The organism is Paenibacillus sabuli, assembly GCF_014705605.1.
Taxonomy (GTDB): domain Bacteria; phylum Bacillota; class Bacilli; order Paenibacillales; family Paenibacillaceae; genus Paenibacillus_D; species Paenibacillus_D sabuli.
In genome coordinates this window covers 171976-194545 of record NZ_JACXIZ010000015.1, presented here as the reverse complement: position 1 = coordinate 194545, position 22570 = coordinate 171976, and the positions used below count along the sequence as shown (strand labels likewise).

The window sequence follows — 22570 nt, the reverse complement described above, 5'->3', positions numbered from 1 at the left end:
ATAGTCTAGCCGTCGAGTAGCGTCATCTGCTCTTTCATATAACGCGTGCCGTGAACGATATTCTTGGGGCTGACCCGATCGATCCTCTCGAGGTCCTCCTTCATGAGAAGGATATCAGCCGCGGCCGCATTTTCCTCCAAGTACTTAATACGTTTTGTACCCGGGATAGGCAGCGCCCCGCCCGCAATCGTCCAGGCAATGGCCAATTGGGATGGTGTACAGTTCTTCTCCCTCGCGATCTCCTTAATCTTGTCGACAACCTCAATGTTCTTCCGGAAGTTTTCGCCTTGGAACCGCGGCATCCATCTGCGAAGATCGTCGGCGGACAGATCCTCGAACGTGCGAAGCTCGCCGGAGATAAAGCCCCTGCTCAGTGGACTATAGGCCACATGGGTCATCCCCAGCTCTCTTACGGTAGGAAGGATCTCCTCTTCGATGTCACGGCTCCAGAGCGAATACTCGCTCTCTAGCACGGAGATCGGATACACGGCATGCGCGCGGCGAATGGTGGAAGCGGATGCCTCGGACAGGCCGAGCGCCCGGACTTTGCCTGCCTTGACCAAGTCTGCCATCGCTCCGACCGTCTCCTCTATCGGGATTTGCGGATCGACGCGGTGTTGGTAGTATACATCGATGTAATCTGTATTCAAGCGGCGAAGGCTATCCTCTACTGCTTTCTTAACGTAATCTGGATGGCCATTGATGCTTTCGTAGTTTGGGGTGTACGAGAATTTGGTGGCGATAATGGCTTGCTCGCGGCGTCCTTGAAGCGCACTCCCGAGCAACTGTTCGTTATGCCCGTTGCCATACACGTCGGCGGTGTCGAACATCGTTACGCCAATGTCCAAAGCACGATGGATCGTGTGGATCGACTGTTCGTCGTTTGTCTCCCCGTAAATGCCCGGAGACATTCCCATTATTCCCAATCCGATCGAAGAGACAAGGATACTGCTATTGCCCAACATTCTTTGCTGCATGTGGTAATCCCTCATTCTATGTTTGTTGTCGCTCTGACTCCTCCATCTTGATTAACAACTGGCTCTCGGAAGGGACTCTCCCTTTCTCGATGTCTTCGTATATCGACAGCTTGTTATTGACGGCGTCGAGCGCTTCGGCCAATTCGTTCTGGCGGCGAAATAAATCTTCCTTGTACTGGTTCAAGATCGCTTTGCGCTGTGGGATCGTGGAATCGCCATCGAGCGCAAGGTCCACCATTTCCTTGAGTACCGACAGCTTCATCCCTGTCGCCCGGAAACAGGTGATCAGCCGGATCCAATCGAGTTGATCTTGTTCGAACAGTCGATTCCCGTGCTTATCTCGCTTAATGTAAGGGAGCAATCCCTCCTTCTCGTAATAACGAATCGTATGAGCCGGGCAACCAAGCCGCTCTGAAGCTTCTTTGATCGTGAATGCCATTGGCCGAATCGCTCCTTTTCAATTATTTTCAGACGGAATCGGCTGGTTCTTTTTCATCCTAAACCTTAAAGTACACTTTAAGGCAAGCGTTATTTATTGTACATTCACATTCATCGTTATGGTCACGCCTGTTTCAGGTACCTTCGTTTCACTTCACTCTCAGCTCCGTTACGGAGACGCGTCGCTGTTTCGCTGGCACCTGCTCTGCAGGCTCGATGATTGGCGGCTGTTCGCCAGCCTCCACCATTCTGGCAATCAATCTTTTTCGCAAGCTGTCTGCGACGCTGCGATACGTCTCCATGCCGGCCAAATTCGTCAATTCGTAGGGGTCCGCATGCAAGTCGTATAACAGATCCTCCTTATAGCGATCGGAGCAGGAATCATCTAAGCCGTTTTTGTTTGCCGCCACGACGCTGTACTTCCAGCGATCGGTCCGAATGGCGCGTCCAACCTGAGTTTCGCTGATTTGCAAGAACACTTCCGACGGCCACTGCGCTGACGCTCGTTTGACCAGCGGTAGTATGGATCTGCCCTGCATCTCCGAGGGTACATCGATTCCGACCGCATCCAGCAAGGTCGGCGGCAGGTCCAGCAAGCTGACCAGACTACGGATTTGTCCGCCTTGCATGAACCCTGGGCCGTATAGCGCCGTTGGAATGCGGATGGAGGCGTCATGCGCGGAACGTTTGTATTCGTCATTGCGCGTTTTGAAGTGATTGCCGTGATCGGATGTAAATAAAATGATCGTGTCTTCTAGCATATCCAGACTTTTCAAAGCGTCCATCAGCCGGCCAAGCGCCTCATCCACTCGTTTGACCATGCCATAATACCCCGGTAGATGCTGAGGTGCCGTCCCGCCAAGCTTCTTCAAATCGGGCGGCGTCCAGCCGTCGAGGTATCGACTTTCGTAGCCGTGAGGAGCGGGATAATTGTCCGTGTGATTTTGATGATGGGGCTCCAGATAAGACAGGAACATGAAAAACGGTTGCTCTTGATGCCGATAGATGAACCGGATCGCTGCATCCGTCAGGGCGTCGACGCGATAGCCCGGAAGCTTGACCGGCTCGCAGTCCTCGTTATATAACTGAGTCTCGTAAGCATCCGACGAGAACTCCAGTACATTGGAGGCTAGCCAATACTCGTATCCTCCTCTTTCTTCAGTCGGGACAGGCTCTTGTCCGCTCAAGTGCCATTTGCCGATATATCCGGTTTTATAGCCGTGCTCCTTGTAGTAATGCGCCAATGTTTTCGTATACTGCGGAAGCGGAATGCCGTTGCGATAACAGCCCGTCGTTGTGGCATATTTCCCGGTTTGCAGGCATGATCTTGCCGGACCGCACACAGGCTGACAGGTATACGTGTGGTACAGATGGGTTCCTTCCTGCGCCATTCTGTCGAAATTAGGGGTTAATCCTAACGGATTTCCATGAATTCCGGTCGTATCCCAGCGTTGCTGATCGGTAAAAAATACGATGACATTGGATGGTTTTCTCAGTTTGGTGGACATAGGAATAGCTCCCTTCGGCATTCGAGTCACCATTTAATTATAGGTCGATCCGAGGGATTTGCTTAGCGAACAAACAAAGATATACTATAAAAAAACGGAGATTTACAAAAATGCAAAAGGAGGCCGCGACCATTTCCAGTATGCCGCGTCTAAATCCATATTTGAATGACAGCTTGCGGAACGTCTTTTATTTTGCGTATGAATGGGAGCGTTTGCCGGAATGGAATTTCGATAATTATCAAATTCCGGCTTTGACCGTGTGGTACATCCTTGACGGAAACCGGTATTTATCTTACGAGGAGCGCGAATACAAGCTGCAGCCTGGAGACTTGCTGGTACTTCCCAATCAAGCCGTTATTACGACGCGGCACGAGCATGCGAATCAGCCATCCCAAGCGTTATATTATTTATCGCTCGGCATGCAATTTACGATTGGCGCCTGGGAATGGCCTGAGCTTTACGGTATACCGGTGCATATGCGCCCATCGCGTGATGACGATGTGAGGTTATGGCTGGCCGACTGGCGCGAGCTGGCCCGCCGCTACACGGCGAAAAGAAATGCCTCCGCCGAGGAATCAGCTTTGATCGCCGCGCCCTCCGTTACGGAATATTTGGCATGGGAGGCCTGCTTCAAACAATGGCTCGCCCGTCTGATTCCGATTGTTCAACCACACATGGCGGACCCGGAACCTCGGACAGACCAGCGTTTATTTCATGTCTGCAACTTCATTCATACGCATTATGCTGCCCCGCTCTCCTTAAAGGAGATTGCGCAATACGCATGCTTGAGTGAAGGGCACCTGCGCGCGATTTTTCGCCAATCGTTGAATATGTCGCCTTATCAATACGTGATTCAGACGAGACTGTCCAGAGCGAAGCAACTGTTGCTGACGACCAATCTGACGCTTGCGGAAATCGCTGCGACCGTAGGATTTGACGACCTCAGCCATTTCATAAGCTTGTTTCGAAAAAAAACAGGCTCGACACCTGCCCAATACCGGAAAAAGTCGGATTGGAACGTATAGTGTGCGAGCAATGGCATGCCGTTTCTTTCAACTCACACTCGAAATATTCAACCGAGCAAGCGCCGCAGCTCTTGAAATCAAATCGACCTCGGCAATTTTTCCATCCCTGATTGTGAATTGAACCACGTACATCAGTTTCCCTTCCGTGGCGGCAACCGCCCCGAGCTTTCCGTTCACAAGTGCCACTCGGGCCGGTTTGGCGCGTCCCGCTACCTTTTTGGCCAAAGCAATTGCCCCTTTGGTCGCCGTGACCGCACCTGCCTCGCGGTCATCGCGGAGCACTACTTCCGGATCAAGTGTGGCAACCAGCGCCTCAAAATCACCTTCGTAAGCAGCCGTCAGAAATGCGTCCACCAGCTTGCGTTGGAGCCCCAATTGATCTAGCGAACGTTCTTCTGCTCCTCTCACCTTTTGGCGTGCCCGGCTCGCCAGCTTTCGTGTGGCCAGCTCAGATTTCCCCACGATTGGCGCGAGCTCGCTGAACGGCATGGCGAAGATATCGTGCAGCACGAATGCGAGGCGCTCCGCCGGATTCAGCTTGCTTAGCACAACAAGCAAAGCAACGCCGACAGAATCGGCCATGAGCGCCTCTTGCTCGGGATTGGACCGATCCTTTATATCTGCAACGAATGGTTCGTCCATGAATTCCTCGCGCCTTGCCTTTCTCGAACGCAGCATATCCAGACATATGCGTGACACGACCGTGGTCAACCATCCGCCTAAGTTGTCAATCTGACCGGGATCTGAACGATGAAGGCGCAGCCACGCTTCCTGCACGGCATCCTCCGCCTCGCTCCTGGATCCGAGCATGCGATAAGCAACAGCCAGTAAATGATCGCGATAAGACTCGAATTGTTCTTCCATATACATCCCTTCTCCTACCTTTGCAATAGTAATGACAGAGAACCCCTTATTATATTGACGAACGAAATCCATTTCATGTGACCGACATCCGAAAATATGTTGCGTTGTCACATTCCAGTCATCGGCTACGTCATTCCAGTGAGAGGCCTAATGAAGCCTACTACTTGATTTTAAAGGAGAGCGTATCAAATGGAACAATCCAGAATGAACAGCCCAATGATGAGTTTGCCCGAAGTCGGCCAGTCCTTGCAAGCATTGGGCAAGGCGTTATTTGGGTCGGCGGAGAAAAACGCTTTGCCAGCCCGAACCTTATTCCTTGCCTACCTTCGCGTCAGTCAGATCAACGGCGATAGCGTCTGCGTGGATCTGCATTCACGCAATGCCCTGGCAGCGGGCGAAACGGCCGAACGGCTTCTGGTCGTATCTGCATGGCGAGAGACGTCTAATTTTACCGATGCCGAACGCGCCGCACTCGCGCTCAGCGAATCGATGACCCGGCTTCACGACTTGACCGATCCGGTCCCTGACAAGGTATACGAGGAAGCCGCGCACTATTATGACGAAGGCGCACTGGCTACATTAATTACGGGGATCGCCACGGCCAATCTTTATAATCGCATCAATGTGACAACTAAGCAACGCGTGGACGTGTCGGCTGCGCGTAACTGAATCAATAATCAAGGCTCACAAAGGAAGGTAATGCTTTATTATGGGAACTGTACTGTATATCACGGCCCACCCTTTTGAAGAAGACAAATCGCACGCAATTGCGGCTGGAAAAGAATTTGTACAAGCTTACCGCCAAACTCATCCCTTGGATGAAGTGATTCATCTCGATCTGTTTAAGGCATGGATCCCGCTTTTAGATGCGGACGTGTTCAACGGCTGGGAAAAGCTTAAACAGGGCACGCCTTTCGAAGCGTTGAATGGGGATGAACAATCAAAAATTGGGCGTATAAATGAACTTGTTGATCAATTTGTAGCTGCGGATAAATATGTCTTTGTCAGCCCGACCTGGAACTACTCCTATCCACCGGTCATGAAAGCCTACCTGGATTCCATTTGCATAGCGGGCAAGACCTTCAGCTATCTGCCCGACATTGGCAGGGTCGGTCTGCTGGGCGACAAAAAAGCGATTCACATTCAAGCCAGCGGCAGTGTGTTGTCCCCGGGTTCCAATACGCTCGCCGAAAATTGGGAAATGGGTCACCGCCATTTAAAAGTGATTATGGAGTTCGTAGGAATTTCTGAGCTTGCCGGCATTTTTATCGAAGGCATGGCCGAGTATCCCGATCAAGCCTTACAGATCAAAGAAAAAGCGATCCGACGAGCACGCGAAGCAGCACAGGTCTTTTGATTTCCGATGACCAATAAGAAGTGAAGCCAAGCCCCTCCTCTCCATTCGAAGATGGGGCTTGGCTTCGTATCGTACTCGCCGCTTGGCGAACACGGGTGTGACTATGTTAATTCGGAATCACCGATTGGAACGTATAGCTCCCTGCTTCAAGCGCGTAGATCGCTCGGCCGTCCTGATCGCCGATGAATTGGACCCCTTCCGCCTCTGCAATCGGACGTCCGCTCTCCAGGACGGGATGCTCCCGATCGGCCGGCAGATAGAGATCGGCCGTCGTATTCGCCGGAACCGTTACGGCATACGTGAATGTATGATCTTTTACTTCCCATTCACTGCGAATCGTCCCGCGTACCGAGTCGTACGCGCCTTCGACCCGGGTGATCTGGCGATTGGGGTCGATATGCGGCTGCAGGATCATATGCCTGAACCCGGGCTGTGCGGGGTCCGCGGCAATGCCGGCCATATATTTGTACATCCATTCCGCAATGGCGCCATAGGCATAATGATTGAATGAATTCATGCGCACATCGCCGAATCCGTCTTCTACCGAGTAGGAATTCCAGCGCTCCCACACCGTGGTCGCCCCGTTTTTCACCGAATACAACCAGGACGGCATCGCGTCCTGCAGGAGCAGCTTATAGGCCAGCCCTGTCTGCCCGACATCCGATAACACAGGCGCGATCACATTGACGCCCAGGAAGCCCACAGACAGCGTGTTCTCGTCATAATGGACCCGTGAGCTGGTGGGATGCGCCAGTCGGTACGCCTCGTCATTTTGGATGTTGTCAGCCAGCAAGTCGATCATTTGTTTCTTTTGCCCTTCGTTCTCATACAAGCCCAGCTTCAGGCACCACAGCAGCGCCGCTTGGCTGTTATCCTCCAATTGGATGTTTTCGACCCCCACTTGATCCGGGTCTTCATCATATTCGAGCGCCGTGTACCCGCCTGAGGACAGGACCTTTACCGCCCCGTTCTGGTCGATCTGCATATAGTTATGAATAAAGGTGCGCTTAATGTTGGCAAACAGCGCTTCATATGCCTGTACGTCTGCCTGTTCGCCAATCGCATTCGCCATGCTTGCCATCAGCTGGGCATCATACGCATAGTAGGCATCGCTCATCAGCTGCCGGTCTGTTCCCTGGAAATTCAACCAGTCCCCGATACCGCCTGTTCCTCTGTGCGTTTCGCCGGTCTGCGCATAGATCCAATCCATGTAACGCTTCATTGCAGCGTAGTTTTTTCGAATAATGGCGGGATCGCCCGTCATTTGCCACACAGTCCACGGCACGATGATCCCCGCATCCGCCCAGCCGCCACAGCCGACAAAACCTCTGAAGTTCGCATACCGTCCACTCGGAGCCGTCGACGTAAAGGCACCGTTGCCATACGTCTCCTGGTTCTCGACCAGCATCGTCATCCAATTCTCCAGGAACAGAGCGGCATCCATATTGTACAAGGCCGTATTGGCAAATAGCTGCGTATCTCCGGACCAGCCCACGCGCTCGTTGCGCTGCGGACAGTCGGTTGGAATCCAGAAATAGTTGCCGCGCTGCCCCCACATGATGTTGCGAAACAGTTGATTGATATCAGAATTTGAGGTTTCGATCGATCCGGTTTCCGGCAAGGCCGACATGGCAACCTTTCCGGTCAGGCTTTTAATCGTGGCAGACTCCCCATTGGCAATGGTGATTTCAACATATCGAAAGCCGTGATAGGTGAAGGTCGGTTGATAGATTTCCTCGTCCGCAGCTCCTTTTAACGTATAAACATCCGTTGCTTGGGCATTCCGCAAATTGGCCACATAGATCGAGCCCACCGGACCGTCTGCCCCTTTGCTGGCATCGTTCAGCATTTCGGCATAACGGATTCTGAGTTGCGTCCCTTTTTGACCGTGTACCACGATCCTCGGAATGCCCACCATATTTTGTCCCAGGTCATAGATCGCCGTATCGCCTGGAGAAATACTAATCGCGCTTTGCCTTGCAGCGGCCGGGTCTACCATGCTTCTTGCCGCATCGACTTTGATTTTCCCCAAGCCGTTTTCGCTGCTTTCATGGTCAATCACGTCGCGATAGACCGTGACATCCTGCGGGACTTGATCCAAGGCATCGATAAGCTGTACGGTATGACCATGGTACGCCGTCACAGTTGCATTCGGGAAGCTTGTGGTATAAGCATGCTCCCTGACCGCTTGCCACTGGGAATCGTCGAAGCCCGCCTCTGTCCAACCTTCCAGCTCCCGATTGGCGTCATAGGTTTCGCCATCATAGAGATCATCGGCCCGCACGGGTCCGTGATCGGCCGCCTTCCAGCCGGCGTCCGTATCGCTCACCAGGACTTCGGTTGAATGATCGTCGTAGTTGATCAACAGCTTGCACAGCAGCGCCAAGTCGTTCTGCTCGTCGTTGTAATACACCGTTTGTTTTTCCGAATCCGGCGCCTTGGAAATACGCCCGTTCCACCACCCGTTGCCCAGTGTAAAAGCCAGCGTTGCCGCATCATGCTGTAGAAAAGCGGTTACATCATAGGTCATGTAGGCGACGTTTTGGTCGAAATTCGTCCATCCGGGTGGCATAAATTCGTACACGCAAGGGCCATCTTCCTGTGCGATGCCAACCTTCTGCCCGTTGATATGCGCATCGTATACACCCAGTGCGGATACATAGAGACGCGCTTGCTTGACTTTCCCTCTCAGCTTCGTTTCTTTTCGCAACATGGGAGCTCCAGGGCTTTTGGGCGGTTTGCCGTCCATCCTGATCCACTTCGCCCCGCTCCAGCCGGTTACACCGTCGGACGATCTTAATCCGGTTTCGAAATAGGCCGCTTCCGTCGCTTCCACCTTTTGACCGCTTCGCTCCCAAACGATTACCGTCCAGTAATAACGTGTCGAGGGCTGCAAAGGCTGTCCCTCATAAAGGATCCCTGCCGATTCGTTTGAAGCAACTTTGCCGCTGTTCCACAGGTCTGCCTGCTCTACAGACAGCTTCTCCGGCTGCGTCGCAACCAGAATCTGATAAGCCGTCTGCTTCTGGCCACGTCCTGCGGCTTCCATGATCCAGCTCATGCGAGGGGCCTCTGCATCAATGCCGAGTGGGTTGACCCGATTCTCCACCCTCAGCTTCGTAATCGTGACCTGGCTGTTCTCATTCACATTCGTTTCCTCCCCGTTCGTGATTGCGCTATGGCTGCGTCGCTTCGCGCCCATTGACCAAATCCGTCATGCGGCAGCGCGCGCTTCTGACGTGGATATACAAGCTAATTTACAGCTTTTCTCGAGATTTTTAAATGACCATTAAAGCTGAATCTATGACCATTTCGGAATGAAGCCAAACCTTCTTCATGCTATAATAGAACGATACCGTGGCAAAAGACTGGCGAGGTGTATGCAGATGACCGATTTTGAACTGGAGCCTTTTTTACGTCATTTTTCGGAGAATGAGCGGGAACATAACGGACCTCGCTCAGATACGCTGGACGATGATACCTTTCTTCCTCCCGGGCAAGAGATCGCGTTTTCCGTGCACCCGCGATTCAAGCCGGTTGCCCGGCACCGCCATTCGTTTATCGAATTGATTTACATTTATTCGGGCGAATGTCATCAAACGATCAATGACAAAGAAGTGTCGATGAAAAAGGGCGAGCTGTGCATCCTGGATACGAATACGTATCATTCCATCGGGAATACGGGAGAAGACGACATCATCATCAACTGCCTCATGCGGAAAAGTTATTTTGATTGGGCGTTTTTAAGCAGGCTTTCCGGAAATGATATCTTTTCCAGCTTTCTGACCCATGCCATTTATGAGAACAAGCATTCCAACGAATATATCTTGATTCATTCCGGCGCCAACGAGGCGATCAGCCGCATCATGCACACCATTCTTTGCGAATATTTTAACAAGCAGCCTTGCTCGGACGAGATTATCAACGCCTATATGGTCATCCTTTTTGCCGAGATGCTGCGTATGTACAGAGGGGATGTCAACGCGCGGAATTTTGAAGCTTTGAAAAATACGCAAATTACGGACATTCTTGATCATATTCAGACGAACTATCAGACCGTGACACTGGAATCGACGGCCCGACACTTCAACTTCAATGCCAACTACCTGGGCAAGGTGCTCAAAAAGATTACAGGTCATAGCTTCATCCATCTGGTTCATCAGATCCGACTCGGTCAAGCCGGTCTCCTTCTTCGCAATTCCGAGATCAGCATACAGGCGGTCGCCAACGAAGTCGGGTATGAGAACATCAATTTTTTCTACCGGTTGTTTAAGCGGAAGCACAACTGCTCTCCGGCAGAATACCGAAAACAATCCCGCCATGACAAGGCTCCCCCGCACACGCCTCTCACCCTCGGGCGCTGACATCGAGGCACTCGAAAAAAAACGGCCGCCAGTCCCAGTGACTGGCGGCCGTCGCACGGCATCTACACAACGGAATACAAAAAACGGGTTGGGTTCTATAAATCGGTCACTGCACCTTTAGAGGCGGATGACACCAGCTTTGCGTACTTGAGCAGCACGCCCGATTTCACTTTGAGCGGAGGCTGTTCCCAAGCTTGGACGCGAGCAGCCAATTCCTCTTCACTCACGCCAAACGAGATCTGCTGCGTTTCGCTGTCGATGGTGATCAGATCACCGTCTCTCAGCAATGCAATCGGTCCGCCTACTTGCGCTTCGGGCGATACATGGCCGACGACGAAGCCGTGCGAGCCCCCTGAGAATCTGCCGTCTGTAATCAAAGCCACTTCTCCGCCGAGCCCCTTCCCTACAATTAGCGCGGTAACCGACAGCATTTCCGGCATGCCCGGTCCGCCCTTGGGTCCGCAATAGCGAATGACCAGGACATCGCCCTTTTGAATTTCATTTCTCAGAATGGCTGCCGTGGCGTCCTCTTCGCTATCGAACACCTTCGTCGGCCCGACGAACCGGTTGATCTTCATGCCCGACATTTTGGCTACGGCGCCCTCCGGGGCCAGATTGCCTCTTAGTACAACCAACGGTCCATTCGGTTTCAGCGGCTTGTCCAACGGACGAATGATCGCCTGCTCGTCGCGCAATGAAGCAGACTCGGCCAGATTCTGTGCCAACGTCTTGCCGGTAACCGTGAGGCAATCCCCATGGAGAAGTCCCTCTGCGAGCAGCAGCTTCATGACTCCGGGGACGCCGCCGATATCGTTCAGGTCCTGCATGACGTGGCGGCCGCTTGGCTTCAGATCTGCGAGATGGGGAACGCGCAGCCGTATCCGTTCGAAGTCATCCAATGTCAAATCGACTTCAACCGAATGCGCGATGGCCAGCAAATGCAAAAACGCATTCGTAGAGCCGCCCAGGGCCATGACGACGGTGATCGCATTCTCAAACGCTTGTTTGGTCATGATGTCCCGTGGATAAATCCCCTGTTCGAGCAGCGAGAGCACTTGCTTTCCGGCTGCCTCGCACTCTGTCGCCTTATCGGGCGAAATGGCAGGTGTAGAGGATGAACCGGGAAGGGTCATGCCCATTGCTTCCGCCGCCGCCGCCATCGTATTGGCGGTGTACATCCCGCCGCAAGCGCCCGCTCCGGGACAGACGCTGCATTCCACCTGATGGAGCGCTTCGTCGCTCATTTTTCCTTCGTGATACTGGCCGACAGCCTCGAAGGCCGTCACGATATCGACGTCTTTGCCGTCCAGCTTGCCGGGTTGAATCGTTCCGCCGTAGACGTAGATCGAAGGAATATTGAGCCGCCCGATCGCCATCAGACAAGCAGGCGTATTTTTATCGCATCCGCCGATCGCCACCAGGCTGTCGAAGCGCTCGGCGCCGGTTACAATCTCGATCGAATCGGCAATGGCCTCCCGGCTGGGCAGCGAGAACAGCATGCCCCCATGCCCCATCGAGATGCCGTCGGAGACGGTGATCGTATTAAAAATCAGCGGCGCCCCGCCATGGCGACGCGCGCCTTCATTGGTTCGAGCGGCCAATGCATCGATGTGCATATTGCACGGCGTCACCTCGCTCCATGTGCTCGCTACCCCGACCATCGGCTTTTTAAAATCCTCGTCGGTAAAGCCGACCGCGCGCAGCATCGCTCTATTGGGCACCCGGTTGACGCCCTCGCTGATGACCTTGCTTCGAATGCGAAGATCTTTTCCTTCGGTCATGGTTATCGCTCCTGTCTGATTAGAGTAATCCTTACAGCTCCTGCATCGGAATCCACACGTTTTTCTTCAGGCCGCAGTAGACCATAGATAATTCATGTAATATAACGTATCCATACATCATGTGCAAGTTTACCCTTTATTTTAGTCGTAAAAACATAGCAAAAAGACGAGCCCTTCCTTTTATTTGGAAAAGGGCTTGTCTTTTTTTAAATGAAAGGAATCGGGAAGGCACGGCGATCAGGGACTAATAGTCTCCCTTAATGACAAAGAACGAGCCGCGGATCGTCCCCGCCAATTTGGACTTCTGCCTTGCGAACTTGAACTTCCCTTCCAGCTCCTGCGGAACGTCCATCCCCTCGGATAGCTTGAAGCCAACCGCGCGCTTTTTGGGATCATCCACCGTGTACATCACATTAAGCGCAAGTCCGTCTGCATAAAAAACGTATGCGAATTGAATGTTTTCAACTTGAAAACGCGCCGTTTCCAGCGGCTCGGCCGCAAAGGCGAGGTCGCGCTCCTCCTTTAAAATGCGATTCACGTACGCAAGCGTATCCTGGCTCTCGCCGGCGGGAACAACCTCAAAGGCATGCTTATACTTGTTCATAAAATATCGGGCCTCGTTGGCGCGCAGGCCGGCGAGCGCTTCCGCCACCGGCGAAGCTTCCAGCCCGCTTGTCGTCACATTTTTAAAGTCCACAACGTAGGACATTTGCTGTTCTCCTTTCATTCTTTCAATTGGCAGGATTGTGTGCTCGGTGCTATTTCGCGACCACGGGAATCCACATTTCGCCATACACCTTGTCGCCGTTTCGGCCCATTTCGACGGTGGCATTGGGCCCGCCGACATAAGCGTAGCGATCAGCGGCAGGCAAGGCCTGGCCAAAGGCGAGTCCCGTCAGCTTGCTGCTCAGCTCGTCAGCGGTTTTCCCTTCTCCTTTGACGACCAGATAAGTGCTTTTCGGGAACTGAATCAATCGGTCTGCTTCCGGTACGTCCGCATTGGTCAGTACACCGGCGTAATACATCATCTTTTGATTGACCGCTTCGTTGACTGCAAAAAGGTACGTGTTGGCAGCGACGCACTTGAGTGCTTCGAGGCGGCCATCCTGCTCCACCTCCCGCCAAAAGCTTTCTTTCTCCTTGTTCATTCCCTCGTAATCCGTGTAATCGCTCTTCAGCTCCGTTCCGATACCCGTGACGACAAAGCTTTCTTTTTCCTCAAGTGTGTAGACTGCAGACATATGCCCAGCTCCTTATTTTTAGTGAGATTTGATTCAATTTCTTCAATAATCATGTCTATCATACCAAAATGTATTCCGATTTCGTACCATTGGCACCGTATGAGGTGCTGATCCGTTACAATTTGCGGCCTTCCGGACGGAGCGCCCAAGAAGCGACGGCCAATGCGGCATAGATGAGCGGAAGCAGGATATGAAAGCCAGACGCTCCGTAATCACCGGCAAATGCATGCGACAAGGCCGCGCCTGTCATCAGGAAAAAGAGTCCGCTATAAGCCCATTCTTTGAGCCGCGGCCATCCCGGCATGAGAATTGCCAGTACGCCAAGCAATTTCCAGCTGCCCAGTATGGTGGTCACGTACAAGGGAAACCCGATATTCGTGACCAGATCGACATTCCCTCCGAACCGCATCAACTGTCCGATTCCGCTAAGGGTAATGGATAACGCAAGAATGATCGTGATTGTCCAGTAGGCGACGATTTTCGTCTCGAAGCGCGCCTTAGCATGTGTCTTCATTGTGGTCCCGGCTTTTGCAGGCATGATCGTTTCCCTCCAATCTTGTTCTTATTTCCGAATCAGCCGGTCCTCCCTTCGTTCTTTTGGTTTCTGTTCCTATAGCGGATTCAAGCGATTTCTTTTTTCGCTTGTTAGGTATATACTACCGTTAAACCATGTCAAAATTTGAACCTGTTTAGAGGGCAAAATGAAAAAAGTAGAACGGATCAATGTCATGATGCGCTACATCAACAACCGCGCGCACTTCACCCTCTCCGAGCTGATGCGCGAATTCGATATCTCGCGATCGACAGCATCGCGGGATGTACGGGAAATCGAGGCCATGGGCATGCCGCTTGTCGCCGAGGTGGGCCGGGACGGCGGATACTTTGTCATGAAAAATGCCGTTTTGCCTCCGGTTCGCTTCACGGATAACGAGGTCAAAGCGCTGTTTCTTGCGTTCTTGGCTACCCGCAACCAGCAGCTCCCTTATCTCAAAAGCCGTCACACGTTGGCGGAGAAGCTGCTCGGCTTGCTCTCGGCTCATCAGCAAGACGATCTGGTGCTGTTGAATCAACTGCTCCTGTTTGAAGGCACCAATCCTCACAATCCCGACTTGCTGGATCTATCGGATCTGCCTCATCCGATGCTGGAGCAGCTCATTCAACTGTTGCTCAAGGACAGATACTTGGCGGTCTCGGTCGAAGAAGGCGGCTCCACCCGGTCGTATGCCGTTTATTTGCTGTATCTGTATCGCGACAAAATGATTTGGCAGCTTGAGACTTATAACCTTGAAGCGAACAAAAAACAAATGATACCGGTGGACAATCTAGTCCATGTGGAGCCACTCCCCAATAAAAAGCGAACCGCCCTGAAAAAAATCGTCGAGCGGCTGCGCAAGCAGGAGGACGCATGCAACCTGATCCTGGATCTTGGACCGCTGGCGATTGCCCAGTTCAAAAAGTATCATCCTTTCAAACTGTCGTTGGCCTACACGAATCCGTATCAGACGACGGCGCGCCTAAAAACCTTCGTCCAGGTCGGAGTGCCGGATGAAGTGGAAGCTTTCACAAGCTGGCTGCTATTCCTGGGGAAGGATATCAAGATTCGGGAATTACCGGAGGAGGTGCGGGAGGCACTGCGTGCGAGGATGGACTTGTAAAAAATAGAGCAGTCACGGAACCTATGAAGCATCCGTCACTGCTCACTGGAGGCTTGTTCGTCATGCAGCGCCAAAAACGCGTTTCGGGCATGGCGGCGTTCGTTTTTCACCGTACTTTTAGGCGCTGCGATAAACGAGCTGTACCACGCCGGAGCCAAACGTTTTGGTCTCGATCAGCTTGAGGTTCAATCGTTTTTTTACGTCCACGAACAACGGCTTGCCCTCCCCCAATACCACGGGATGAACGGATAGCCGGTATTCGTCGATCAATTCCAGCTCGATAAACGTCGAGATCAAGCTTGCGCCGCCATATAACCAGAGATCTCGTCCCGGCTGCGCCTTTATGTGCTCGACTTGTTCGCGCACGCGGTCGTTGATCACGAGCACACCGTCGTCGATGGCACGTTTGGTTCTGGAAAATACCACTTTTTCTTTGCCGCGAATAAGATCCCCAATCGCTTGATCGGCATCCGACCCTTCCGCTTCCGAATCGAAGGTACGCCATAGTTCGTAGCTTTTTCGTCCATACAGGATGGTGTCGATTCGATTGACAAAATCGGCGAACCCCATCTCTTCGTCCATGATGCACCAATCAATTTCCCCATTTTTGCCTTCGATAAAGCCGTCTAACGTGACTGCCAGGTCCAAAATGATTTTACGCGTCATCCCTGATTGCTCCTCTCCGTTCATTTCCCCTTTATTATAGCGTCTCTATATGTCATCTCATGTCATCATTCCCGCCGCAATTTATAATCAAGCGTAAAATTGCGCAGCCGCTTTTATTTCGGACGCGACCCGCGCGCGCAAATCGTCCGGGGCCAGCACCTCGACCAGAGCGCCGAAGCTGAGCAGGATCGAGCAGGCGGACTCGAGCGTCTGGAACTCCACGTCCAGCTCCGACCATTCGCTGCCTGCCGCAGATTCCTCGACACGGATGATTTTGGCATAGCGCTCGTTATCGAGTCGCGCTTGCAGGTCGCGATGCACCTTCAACCTTGCGGGATAGCGCGGCAGGCTTTCCTTGAAAGCCGCCGTCGATTGGGCCCAGTAGCGCTCGAGGTCGAAATCTGCAGGACGCTCGAAGCGCGCTTCCTGCATCCGGGCATCGACGAGTCGCGAGACGCGGTAGGTGCGCAGCTCATCGTCCGTTTGCCCCACGACGTACCAGACGTTTCGTTTCGCGACGATGCCGAGCGGACCGATCGTGCGTTCCACGATCGCTTCGGCCTTGCGGTACCGGATGTATAGCATCTTCTCCGTCCAGACTGCATCCTGCACCGTCGCCAGGTATGCGAAACTCTCCTTCGACTGATGCCAGCCGGCACCGTCGATCAGCATACGCTCTCGCACCAGGTCCGCATTTTTACGAATGGCGGCCGGCGACGCGGCCAACAATTTTTGAAAAGCCGCTTCGAAATGATCGCCAATGCCAAGATCATGCAGCAGCTTGGACGGACGGGAAAGCAGCAACGATCCGATCTCCTCGGCTTTCATTCCTGTCAGATTGGTCCGGTAGCCCTCGGCGAGCCTCCACCCGCCTCCCGCGCCCCGCTCGGCGTAGACGGGAATGCCGGCCGTGCTCAGCGCGTCCATGTCGCGAAAAATCGTACGTTCCGAGACCTCCAGTCGCTCCGCCAGCTCGCGCGAGGTGATCCGACCTTGATTTTGCAGCAGCAATAGGATGGAAAGCAATCGATCGGCTCGCAAAATGGGCGCCTCCTTTCGGACTACGGGTGATCGGTGATTTGCTTTTAGTATACATCAGAAATATGTCACGGGTTGTCTGATTTCATGCACTTGTTTGCTTGCTTAATCTCATGAAATCGCGTATAGTCATTTTTAGTTGACATTACAGTAGGTCAAAAGAATAAGGTCTAAATAAGGAGGCGCCATGTCCCCGCGCACAAAAGAACAAAACGACGCCATTCGGGAAATGCGGATGAAGCAAATCATGCATGCCGCCGCACAGGTGTACCTGGAAAAAGGCATGCAGCTGGAGGTACGCGATGTCGCCGACAAGGCGGAGCTTGGCTACGGCACCGTGTATCATTATTACAAGAACAAGCACATGCTGCTGGAGGACCTGCTGTGGGACGCGCTGGACATCGCTGAGAAGACAATCCAGCCGGACGGCGATCCTCGCGATGCGCGGTTGCCGCGCGCGGAGCTGCTGTGTCGCCGGCTGCTCGGCGGCGTCATGGCGCAGCCGTCGATGTTTATTTTGCTGAAGACGGTGGCAGATAATTTTCATCACTTTCCGGGCAATCGGTTCGGCAAGCTGTCGGAAGAATTTCAAAAACGAATCTTTTCGCCCTTGGCGAGTGCGGTTCGAGAAGAACTGGATGCCGCGTCGCCGGAAATAACGGCCAATGTCCTCTTCGGCTCGCTGATCGGCTGTGCGGCCCTGGCCATCCACCATCAGACACAAGCGGAGCTGGATGCGGATCGGGTCGTCGCAATGATTTTTTCGGGCCTGAGGCCTAGGGAGCGTGAACAGACATGGTGATCCTGAAATCGAGAACCGAAATCGAGGAAATGCGAAAAGCCGGCCGCATCGTGGCCGCCTTTCATCGCGCCATCGCGGGCATGATCCGGCCAGGGATCACGACGCTGGAGATCGAGGCCTTCGCGGTGCGATTCCTGAAGGAAAACGACGCCAAGGCGTACACGGTCGGGTACAACGGCTATCCGTACGCCACCTGCGCCTCGGTCAACGACGTCATCGCGCATGGCTTCCCGAATGCCAAGCCGCTTCAAAGCGGCGACATTGTCACGATTGATATTGTGGCGCAGGCTGACGGATGGATCGGCGATTCCGCTTGGTGCTACGCCGTCGGCGAGGTGTCCGACGAAGCGCGCCGTCTGATGCGGGTCACCAAGGAATGCCTCGAGCTCGGGATCGAACAAGCGCGCGTCGGCAACCGCATCGGCGATGTGATGCACGCGGTGCAATCCCATGCCGAGTCGAGCGGATACGCGGTGGTGCGCGATCTGCTCGGCCATGGAGTAGGTCGCGAGATGCACGAAGCGCCCAGCTATCCGCATCTCGGCACGCCCGGCAAAGGCTTTCGCTTGAAGGAAGGCATGGTACTGACGATCGAGCCGATGCTGAATGTCGGGGAAGCGTACTTGATGCTCGATGCCGACGGCTGGACGACCAGGACCGTCGACGGCTCGCTCTCCGCCCAATACGAACATACGATCGCGATTACCAACGACGGTCCGATTGTGCTGACGGCTCAGTAGCGCTGCCTGGCCCCTGGCATCTGAATATTCCGCCATTCGCCGACCTCGCACTGGCCAAATGTGTTGTCCCCCGCGGCGACCACTCGACCATCAGCTTGCAGGCCGATCGTATGTGCGCAACCCGCTGCGATCGCTACAATTTCACGCCAATGGCCTACCTCGCATTGTCCATGCCGGTTTTGACCGATCGCCGTTACCGTACCGTCCGTTCGCAAGCCTACGGTATGGTAACTGCCCGCCGCAATGGCATGCAGGTCATTCCAGTTGCTGATCTGGCATTGCTTATACTTGTCCCAGCCTGTCGCTACAGCCGTTCCATCCGCATTTACCCCTACGGTGTGCAAATAACCCGCGGCCACGCTTTCAAGACCTTGCCAATCGCTGACCTCACATTGTCTGTATCGATTATTTCCAGCGGCGACCGCCGTTCCATCCAATCGCAGTCCGACTGTGTGCCAGTCGCCACCTGTGAGCGCGACGATATCCCGCCAGTGTTCTACGTTGCACTGGCCTTCCTGATTTCGACCGACTGCCCCTACCCGTCCGTCGTTCTTTAAGCCAAGGGTATACCGCCACCCCGCCGCTATCCTCGTAATTTTGTGCCAGTGTTCAACTCCGCATTGCCCGTGATTGTTCCAGCCGACTGCTGTCACAGTCCCATCTGAGCCGAGACCGACGGAATGCGCCTGTCCGGTATTCGCAGCCCTATGGACATTACCGACGGCTAGCGCTATTCGTTCGCGCCACTCGCCGACCTCGCATTGCCCGCTTGTATTGTCCCCCACAGCTATTGCCGTCCCGTCACGATGCAGGGCGAGCGTATGACGTGACCCCGCGGCTATCGTCTGGCCAGACAGATTGTTCATTACGCCCCTCCCGGCAAGTTAAAAGATACCTTCGTGCCGGCGCCCACCCGGCTCTTGATCGTCAGGCCCTGGCCATAGAGACGGACCAGCCGGCTATGGGTATTGGCGACGCCGACGCCTCGCCGTCCTTGCGGCGCCGGACTGAGCAGCGCGCGCACGGTCGCCTCGTCCATGCCCTTGCCGTCGTCCTCGACTGCGATGTGTATGCCTGCCTCCCTCTCGACGATACGGATCGTCAAGGTGCCGCCCTTGCTCTGGGCGAGCAGACCGTGATGGACCGCATTCTCCACCAGCGGCTGAATCGACAGCGGCGGCAGCATGAGCGACGTGTCCACCGCGATCTCCCAGACGATCGCCAGCCGATCGCGGAATCGCTCCTTCTCGATATGCAGATAGGACTCGACCAGCTCCAGCTCGCGCGAGAGCGGAGCCAGCTCGTCGGTGTTGAGGTAATCGAAGCTGATGCGCAGATAGGCGGCGAAGGCATTGATCATCTGTGTCATCCGCTTGGTGTCGATCTCGACGAGCGCAGCGATGCTGTTAAGCGTGTTGAACAAAAAATGCGGCTGGATCTGGGCCTGCAAATAAGCGGCCTCCCACCGCAACCGATCCTGAAATCCGCGCTTGACCGTCACTAACGCCTTCACGCGAGCACGGAGCTCGATCGGGTCGACCGGCTTGGCGAGGTAATCGTTGGCGCCCGCTGCGAAGCCGGTGTAAATGTCCGCCGACTGACTGCGCGCCGTCAGGAGAACGATCGGCAGCTCAAGCGCGGAATAATGCACTCTGAGCCGCTCTGTCAGCTCGTAGCCGGACATGCCCGGCATCATGACATCGGCAATGACCAGATCCCAGCCGCCGGACGCTGCGCGTTCCAGCGCCTGCGCCCCGGAAGTTGCGGTATCTAGCCGGTACGACTGCTCGTCCAGCATCCGGGAGAGCACATCCAGATTGACCGGATCGTCGTCGACGGCCAGGATCCTCGCGGGCGCTCCCGGAGCGAGCGGTCTCTCTGCGGCAGCGGCAGCCTCCTTCGCTAGCGGCATGGCATGGTGTCCACTTGCCAGTTGCCATCCTTCGTCCCCTTGTTGGGCCTCTCGTCGATCCGCTAGAGCGTAGAATCGCAGCGCACTTGCCACGGGCTCCGCCGCGACCGTCCCCTGCGCGTCGTCCGCGTCGCGATGCGCGGCCATGGGCAGCTCGAAGCTGAATACCGAGCCGGCGCCAGGCTCGGAGCTGACGCGCAGTTCGCCGCCGTGCAGCTCCACCAGCTGGCTGCAGATGCTCAGCCCCAGCCCCAGGCCGCGACCGTCCCGCAGGCCGGCCTCGCCCTGCTCGTACGGCAGCAAGGCGCGCGCGCGTGTCGCTTCATCCATTCCGATCCCGGTATCGGCCACGACCATTCGGATCCTGCCGTCCCGCTCCTCTGCCTTGACGACGACCGAGCCGCGTTCGGTGTATTTGATCGCATTATGTATGAGATTATAGAGCACCTGCACGAGCCGCCGCTCGTCCCCGCTGACGGCCGGCAGATGAGGCGGCAGCTCCATCCGCAGCTCGATCGGCTTGCCCTCCAGCATCACCTTGAACATGCCGAGCACCCCGGGCACGACCGCCTGCATCCGCAGCGGCTCCAGCTGCAGCCGGATCCGCGACGCCTTCAGCCGGGCGATGTCAAGCAGGTTGTCCAGCATATGCGACATGCGGCGGCTGATCTGAAGCACGGTATCCAGGTCCCGGCGGCTGTCCGATTCCATTGTCTCCTCCTGTCGGTTGACGACCGACTGGGTGAGGTTCATGATACCATGCAGCGGCGTGCGCAGCTCGTGGGAGGTATTCGCCAGGAACTGGTCCTTGTGCGCGGCTTCGGCTCGCAGCTGCTCGTTGAGCGCGGCATTCTCCCGCGCATTGCGAAAATACTTGACGAACCAATACGTCGAGAATCCTGCAATCGTCACCAGCACATCGACCGGATAATACAAGCCCTGATACCCGTAGGCCGTCCCGAACGTCCGCCAGCCGAGATTGGCGAGTATGCCGGCAGCCGTGAGCAGTAAAAACCACATGTCGCGATCTTGTCTCAGCCGTCCGAGCATTCGCAGCAGGACGGGAACGAGCCCTACCAGCGGCACGTAGCCGACCAGTGCGAGCATCGTGGAGAACGCGCCGTCGTAGAGATAGCGGTCCGGCACGAACACGAGGGTCAGGGAGGCCGCCCCCAGCGCTGCGAGGAGCGCCTGATGCAGCCTTGTGCCGTCCGCTTGATGTAGCAGTCGCCGGAATATCATCAGAATCAGCGTGTTCTGCCACAAGAAGGCGATCCATCGCATCCGGATGACCTGGTCGTACGCGAGCGGCAGCCAGTCGTAGATGACCTGGTCGTAGCCGCTGACGATCAGCAGGCCGACAGCCGCGACCAGTAGTGCCGTATACAAGAGCGTCCGTTCCTGATGAATCAGGAACAAAATGCAGGCATATAGACCGTGAAGCAGCAGGATGAAAAAAATGGCGACCTGAAATTGAATGGACAGCTCGCGCATGTGGGCAATGCTGGACTGCGCGCCGAACCGCACCGAGGCCAGCATGCCCCCTTCGTCGGCATCGTCAAAATTCGCGACCCGAATCAGCACCTCCAGCTCCGTCGCGCCTTCGTCGAAATACGTGGCCACATAAGAGGTCTTGAGCGGCACATACGTCGACGGCTCGGAGGACGGCTGTCCGCTGCTCCCCGCGAGCTGCCCGTTGATCTCCACTTCGGAGGCGCTCTGAATGCCGCTCAGCCACAGCGAGACCGGGCGCGCAAGCGGCTGGGTCCGGATGATGAGCCTGTACGTGCCGTAGCCATAAGCATGGTCTTCATCCGAGCGTCCTGGAGCATTCGTCCAGTTGCCCGGCACGGCGACGGTCTCGGCATCAGCGGGCCGCTCGTCCCTGGCATGCAGGAGCGTGCCGGGATAGAACTGCCACTGGCCGTCCAAAAAAAACGGAGGCGCATTCTCCAGCTCCACCTGCTCCATATGGACGATCCCATTCACGCTCGGCGTAGCCGGGGCCGTCTCAAATGCCTGCATCCATAGCCAACGCGCGCCTGCAAGCAGGCCGAGAAACAATAAAAAAAGGGCGCCGTATGTCAAGAACGCCAGCCCTTGCTTCGTGTGTTTGTGCTTCACTGTCGGTATCATCCATTCTTCCTTTGCTGCATCATGCTTTCAAGGCGCAATGCTCTGCCTCTAAATATAGAGGAAATC

20 protein-coding genes are annotated in these 22570 nt (G+C 54.9%); 7 read left to right on the top strand and 13 right to left on the bottom strand.

The genetic code is table 11. From position 1 onward, the window contains the following. Window positions 1-5: 5 nt before the first annotated feature. The 3 genes from IDH44_RS09645 to IDH44_RS09635 form a co-directional block, all read right to left on the bottom strand. Window positions 6-977 carry an aldo/keto reductase gene (locus tag IDH44_RS09645; RefSeq protein ID WP_190917071.1) on the bottom strand — a complete coding sequence of 324 codons (972 nt, stop codon included), beginning with the start codon at window positions 975-977 and terminating at the stop codon, window positions 6-8. Window positions 978-993: 16 nt separating this feature from the next. Further along, complete coding sequence (locus IDH44_RS09640) at window positions 994-1416, bottom strand: MerR family transcriptional regulator (protein ID WP_190917070.1); 423 nt, start codon at window positions 1414-1416, stop codon at window positions 994-996. A 148-nt stretch (window positions 1417-1564) separates the two neighbouring features. Beyond that, window positions 1565-2923, bottom strand: coding sequence for a sulfatase-like hydrolase/transferase (locus IDH44_RS09635; protein WP_190917068.1), 1359 nt, complete (start codon window positions 2921-2923; stop codon window positions 1565-1567). Window positions 2924-3033: 110 nt separating this feature from the next. On the opposite strand from IDH44_RS09635, the gene IDH44_RS09630 reads away from it, so the two are divergent. Beyond that, window positions 3034-3948 (top strand): helix-turn-helix transcriptional regulator, encoded by a 915-nt coding sequence (locus IDH44_RS09630; RefSeq protein WP_190917067.1) that lies wholly within the window; start codon window positions 3034-3036, stop codon window positions 3946-3948. A gap of 27 nt (window positions 3949-3975) precedes the next feature. Here the strand turns inward: IDH44_RS09630 and IDH44_RS09625 are convergent, their stop codons facing one another. Next, complete coding sequence (locus IDH44_RS09625; RefSeq protein WP_190917065.1) at window positions 3976-4812, bottom strand: sigma-70 family RNA polymerase sigma factor; 837 nt, start codon at window positions 4810-4812, stop codon at window positions 3976-3978. 189 nt (window positions 4813-5001) lie between these two features. Between IDH44_RS09625 and IDH44_RS09620 the strand changes: the two genes are divergently transcribed. After that, on the top strand, window positions 5002-5481 hold the full coding sequence (locus IDH44_RS09620; RefSeq protein ID WP_190917063.1) for a carboxymuconolactone decarboxylase family protein: 480 nt from the start codon (window positions 5002-5004) through the stop codon (window positions 5479-5481). Window positions 5482-5521: 40 nt separating this feature from the next. Further along, the gene (locus tag IDH44_RS09615; RefSeq protein ID WP_190917061.1) at window positions 5522-6169 is read left to right on the top strand and encodes an NAD(P)H-dependent oxidoreductase; all 648 of its coding nucleotides are present in this window, start codon (window positions 5522-5524) and stop codon (window positions 6167-6169) included. A 106-nt stretch (window positions 6170-6275) separates the two neighbouring features. Here IDH44_RS09615 and IDH44_RS09610 read toward each other — a convergent pair whose 3' ends face one another. Further along, entirely contained in the window at window positions 6276-9317 is a 3042-nt protein-coding gene (locus tag IDH44_RS09610; RefSeq protein WP_317890146.1) for a family 78 glycoside hydrolase catalytic domain, read from the bottom strand. Window positions 9318-9555: 238 nt separating this feature from the next. Here IDH44_RS09610 and IDH44_RS09605 point away from each other — a divergent pair, with 238 nt between their 5' ends. Next, window positions 9556-10533: an AraC family transcriptional regulator gene (locus IDH44_RS09605; RefSeq protein ID WP_190917058.1), complete on the top strand. Its 978-nt coding sequence runs from the start codon at window positions 9556-9558 to the stop codon at window positions 10531-10533. 95 nt (window positions 10534-10628) lie between these two features. Here IDH44_RS09605 and ilvD read toward each other — a convergent pair whose 3' ends face one another. The 4 genes from ilvD to IDH44_RS09585 form a co-directional block, all read right to left on the bottom strand. Beyond that, a complete protein-coding gene (gene ilvD, locus IDH44_RS09600; RefSeq protein WP_190917056.1) occupies window positions 10629-12314 on the bottom strand; it encodes a dihydroxy-acid dehydratase in 1686 nt (561 codons plus the stop codon). 244 nt (window positions 12315-12558) lie between these two features. Continuing rightward, window positions 12559-13023, bottom strand: a complete 465-nt coding sequence (locus IDH44_RS09595; RefSeq protein ID WP_190917054.1) for a phage tail protein — start codon at window positions 13021-13023, stop codon at window positions 12559-12561. A 49-nt stretch (window positions 13024-13072) separates the two neighbouring features. Next, window positions 13073-13555: a GyrI-like domain-containing protein gene (locus IDH44_RS09590; RefSeq protein ID WP_190917052.1), complete on the bottom strand. Its 483-nt coding sequence runs from the start codon at window positions 13553-13555 to the stop codon at window positions 13073-13075. A gap of 115 nt (window positions 13556-13670) precedes the next feature. After that, window positions 13671-14093: a DoxX family protein gene (locus IDH44_RS09585; protein WP_190917050.1), complete on the bottom strand. Its 423-nt coding sequence runs from the start codon at window positions 14091-14093 to the stop codon at window positions 13671-13673. 163 nt (window positions 14094-14256) lie between these two features. Between IDH44_RS09585 and IDH44_RS09580 the strand changes: the two genes are divergently transcribed. Then, entirely contained in the window at window positions 14257-15210 is a 954-nt protein-coding gene (locus IDH44_RS09580; protein WP_190917048.1) for a helix-turn-helix transcriptional regulator, read from the top strand. 117 nt (window positions 15211-15327) lie between these two features. On the opposite strand, the gene IDH44_RS09575 is transcribed toward IDH44_RS09580, so the two are convergent. Both IDH44_RS09575 and IDH44_RS09570 read right to left on the bottom strand, forming a co-directional pair. Then, a complete protein-coding gene (locus IDH44_RS09575) occupies window positions 15328-15876 on the bottom strand; it encodes a dihydrofolate reductase family protein (protein ID WP_190917046.1) in 549 nt (182 codons plus the stop codon). Window positions 15877-15963: 87 nt separating this feature from the next. Beyond that, window positions 15964-16917, bottom strand: coding sequence for a helix-turn-helix transcriptional regulator (locus tag IDH44_RS09570; RefSeq protein WP_190917044.1), 954 nt, complete (start codon window positions 16915-16917; stop codon window positions 15964-15966). A gap of 232 nt (window positions 16918-17149) precedes the next feature. Here IDH44_RS09570 and IDH44_RS09565 point away from each other — a divergent pair, with 232 nt between their 5' ends. Beyond that, on the top strand, window positions 17150-17716 hold the full coding sequence (locus tag IDH44_RS09565) for a TetR/AcrR family transcriptional regulator (RefSeq protein ID WP_397326758.1): 567 nt from the start codon (window positions 17150-17152) through the stop codon (window positions 17714-17716). Next, the gene (gene map, locus IDH44_RS09560; RefSeq protein ID WP_190917040.1) at window positions 17710-18456 is read left to right on the top strand and encodes a type I methionyl aminopeptidase; all 747 of its coding nucleotides are present in this window, start codon (window positions 17710-17712) and stop codon (window positions 18454-18456) included. Before IDH44_RS09565 ends, map begins: the two co-directional genes overlap by 7 nt. On the opposite strand, the gene IDH44_RS09555 is transcribed toward map, so the two are convergent. Both IDH44_RS09555 and IDH44_RS09550 read right to left on the bottom strand, forming a co-directional pair. After that, window positions 18450-19322, bottom strand: coding sequence for an RCC1 domain-containing protein (locus IDH44_RS09555; protein WP_190917038.1), 873 nt, complete (start codon window positions 19320-19322; stop codon window positions 18450-18452). The two genes, map and IDH44_RS09555, sit on opposite strands and share 7 nt — an antisense overlap. Further along, the gene (locus tag IDH44_RS09550) at window positions 19322-22492 is read right to left on the bottom strand and encodes a hybrid sensor histidine kinase/response regulator (RefSeq protein WP_317890145.1); all 3171 of its coding nucleotides are present in this window, start codon (window positions 22490-22492) and stop codon (window positions 19322-19324) included. Before IDH44_RS09550 ends, IDH44_RS09555 begins: the two co-directional genes overlap by 1 nt. Window positions 22493-22570: the final 78 nt, after the last annotated feature.

Excerpts from the sequence above, each read along its gene's own strand:
- IDH44_RS09645 (WP_190917071.1), bottom strand. The coding sequence starts at position 977 with ATGCAGCAAAGAATGTTGGGCAATAGCAGTATCCTTGTCTCTTCGATC.
- IDH44_RS09640 (WP_190917070.1), bottom strand. The coding sequence starts at position 1,416 with ATGGCATTCACGATCAAAGAAGCTTCAGAGCGGCTTGGTTGCCCGGCT.
- IDH44_RS09635 (WP_190917068.1), bottom strand. The coding sequence starts at position 2,923 with ATGTCCACCAAACTGAGAAAACCATCCAATGTCATCGTATTTTTTACC.
- IDH44_RS09630 (WP_190917067.1), top strand. The coding sequence starts at position 3,034 with ATGCAAAAGGAGGCCGCGACCATTTCCAGTATGCCGCGTCTAAATCCA.
- IDH44_RS09625 (WP_190917065.1), bottom strand. The coding sequence starts at position 4,812 with ATGGAAGAACAATTCGAGTCTTATCGCGATCATTTACTGGCTGTTGCT.
- IDH44_RS09620 (WP_190917063.1), top strand. The coding sequence starts at position 5,002 with ATGGAACAATCCAGAATGAACAGCCCAATGATGAGTTTGCCCGAAGTC.
- IDH44_RS09615 (WP_190917061.1), top strand. The coding sequence starts at position 5,522 with ATGGGAACTGTACTGTATATCACGGCCCACCCTTTTGAAGAAGACAAA.
- IDH44_RS09605 (WP_190917058.1), top strand. The coding sequence starts at position 9,556 with ATGACCGATTTTGAACTGGAGCCTTTTTTACGTCATTTTTCGGAGAAT.
- ilvD (WP_190917056.1), bottom strand. The coding sequence starts at position 12,314 with ATGACCGAAGGAAAAGATCTTCGCATTCGAAGCAAGGTCATCAGCGAG.
- IDH44_RS09595 (WP_190917054.1), bottom strand. The coding sequence starts at position 13,023 with ATGTCCTACGTTGTGGACTTTAAAAATGTGACGACAAGCGGGCTGGAA.
- IDH44_RS09590 (WP_190917052.1), bottom strand. The coding sequence starts at position 13,555 with ATGTCTGCAGTCTACACACTTGAGGAAAAAGAAAGCTTTGTCGTCACG.
- IDH44_RS09585 (WP_190917050.1), bottom strand. The coding sequence starts at position 14,093 with ATGCCTGCAAAAGCCGGGACCACAATGAAGACACATGCTAAGGCGCGC.
- IDH44_RS09580 (WP_190917048.1), top strand. The coding sequence starts at position 14,257 with ATGAAAAAAGTAGAACGGATCAATGTCATGATGCGCTACATCAACAAC.
- IDH44_RS09575 (WP_190917046.1), bottom strand. The coding sequence starts at position 15,876 with ATGACGCGTAAAATCATTTTGGACCTGGCAGTCACGTTAGACGGCTTT.
- IDH44_RS09565 (WP_397326758.1), top strand. The coding sequence starts at position 17,150 with ATGAAGCAAATCATGCATGCCGCCGCACAGGTGTACCTGGAAAAAGGC.
- map (WP_190917040.1), top strand. The coding sequence starts at position 17,710 with ATGGTGATCCTGAAATCGAGAACCGAAATCGAGGAAATGCGAAAAGCC.
- IDH44_RS09555 (WP_190917038.1), bottom strand. The coding sequence starts at position 19,322 with ATGAACAATCTGTCTGGCCAGACGATAGCCGCGGGGTCACGTCATACG.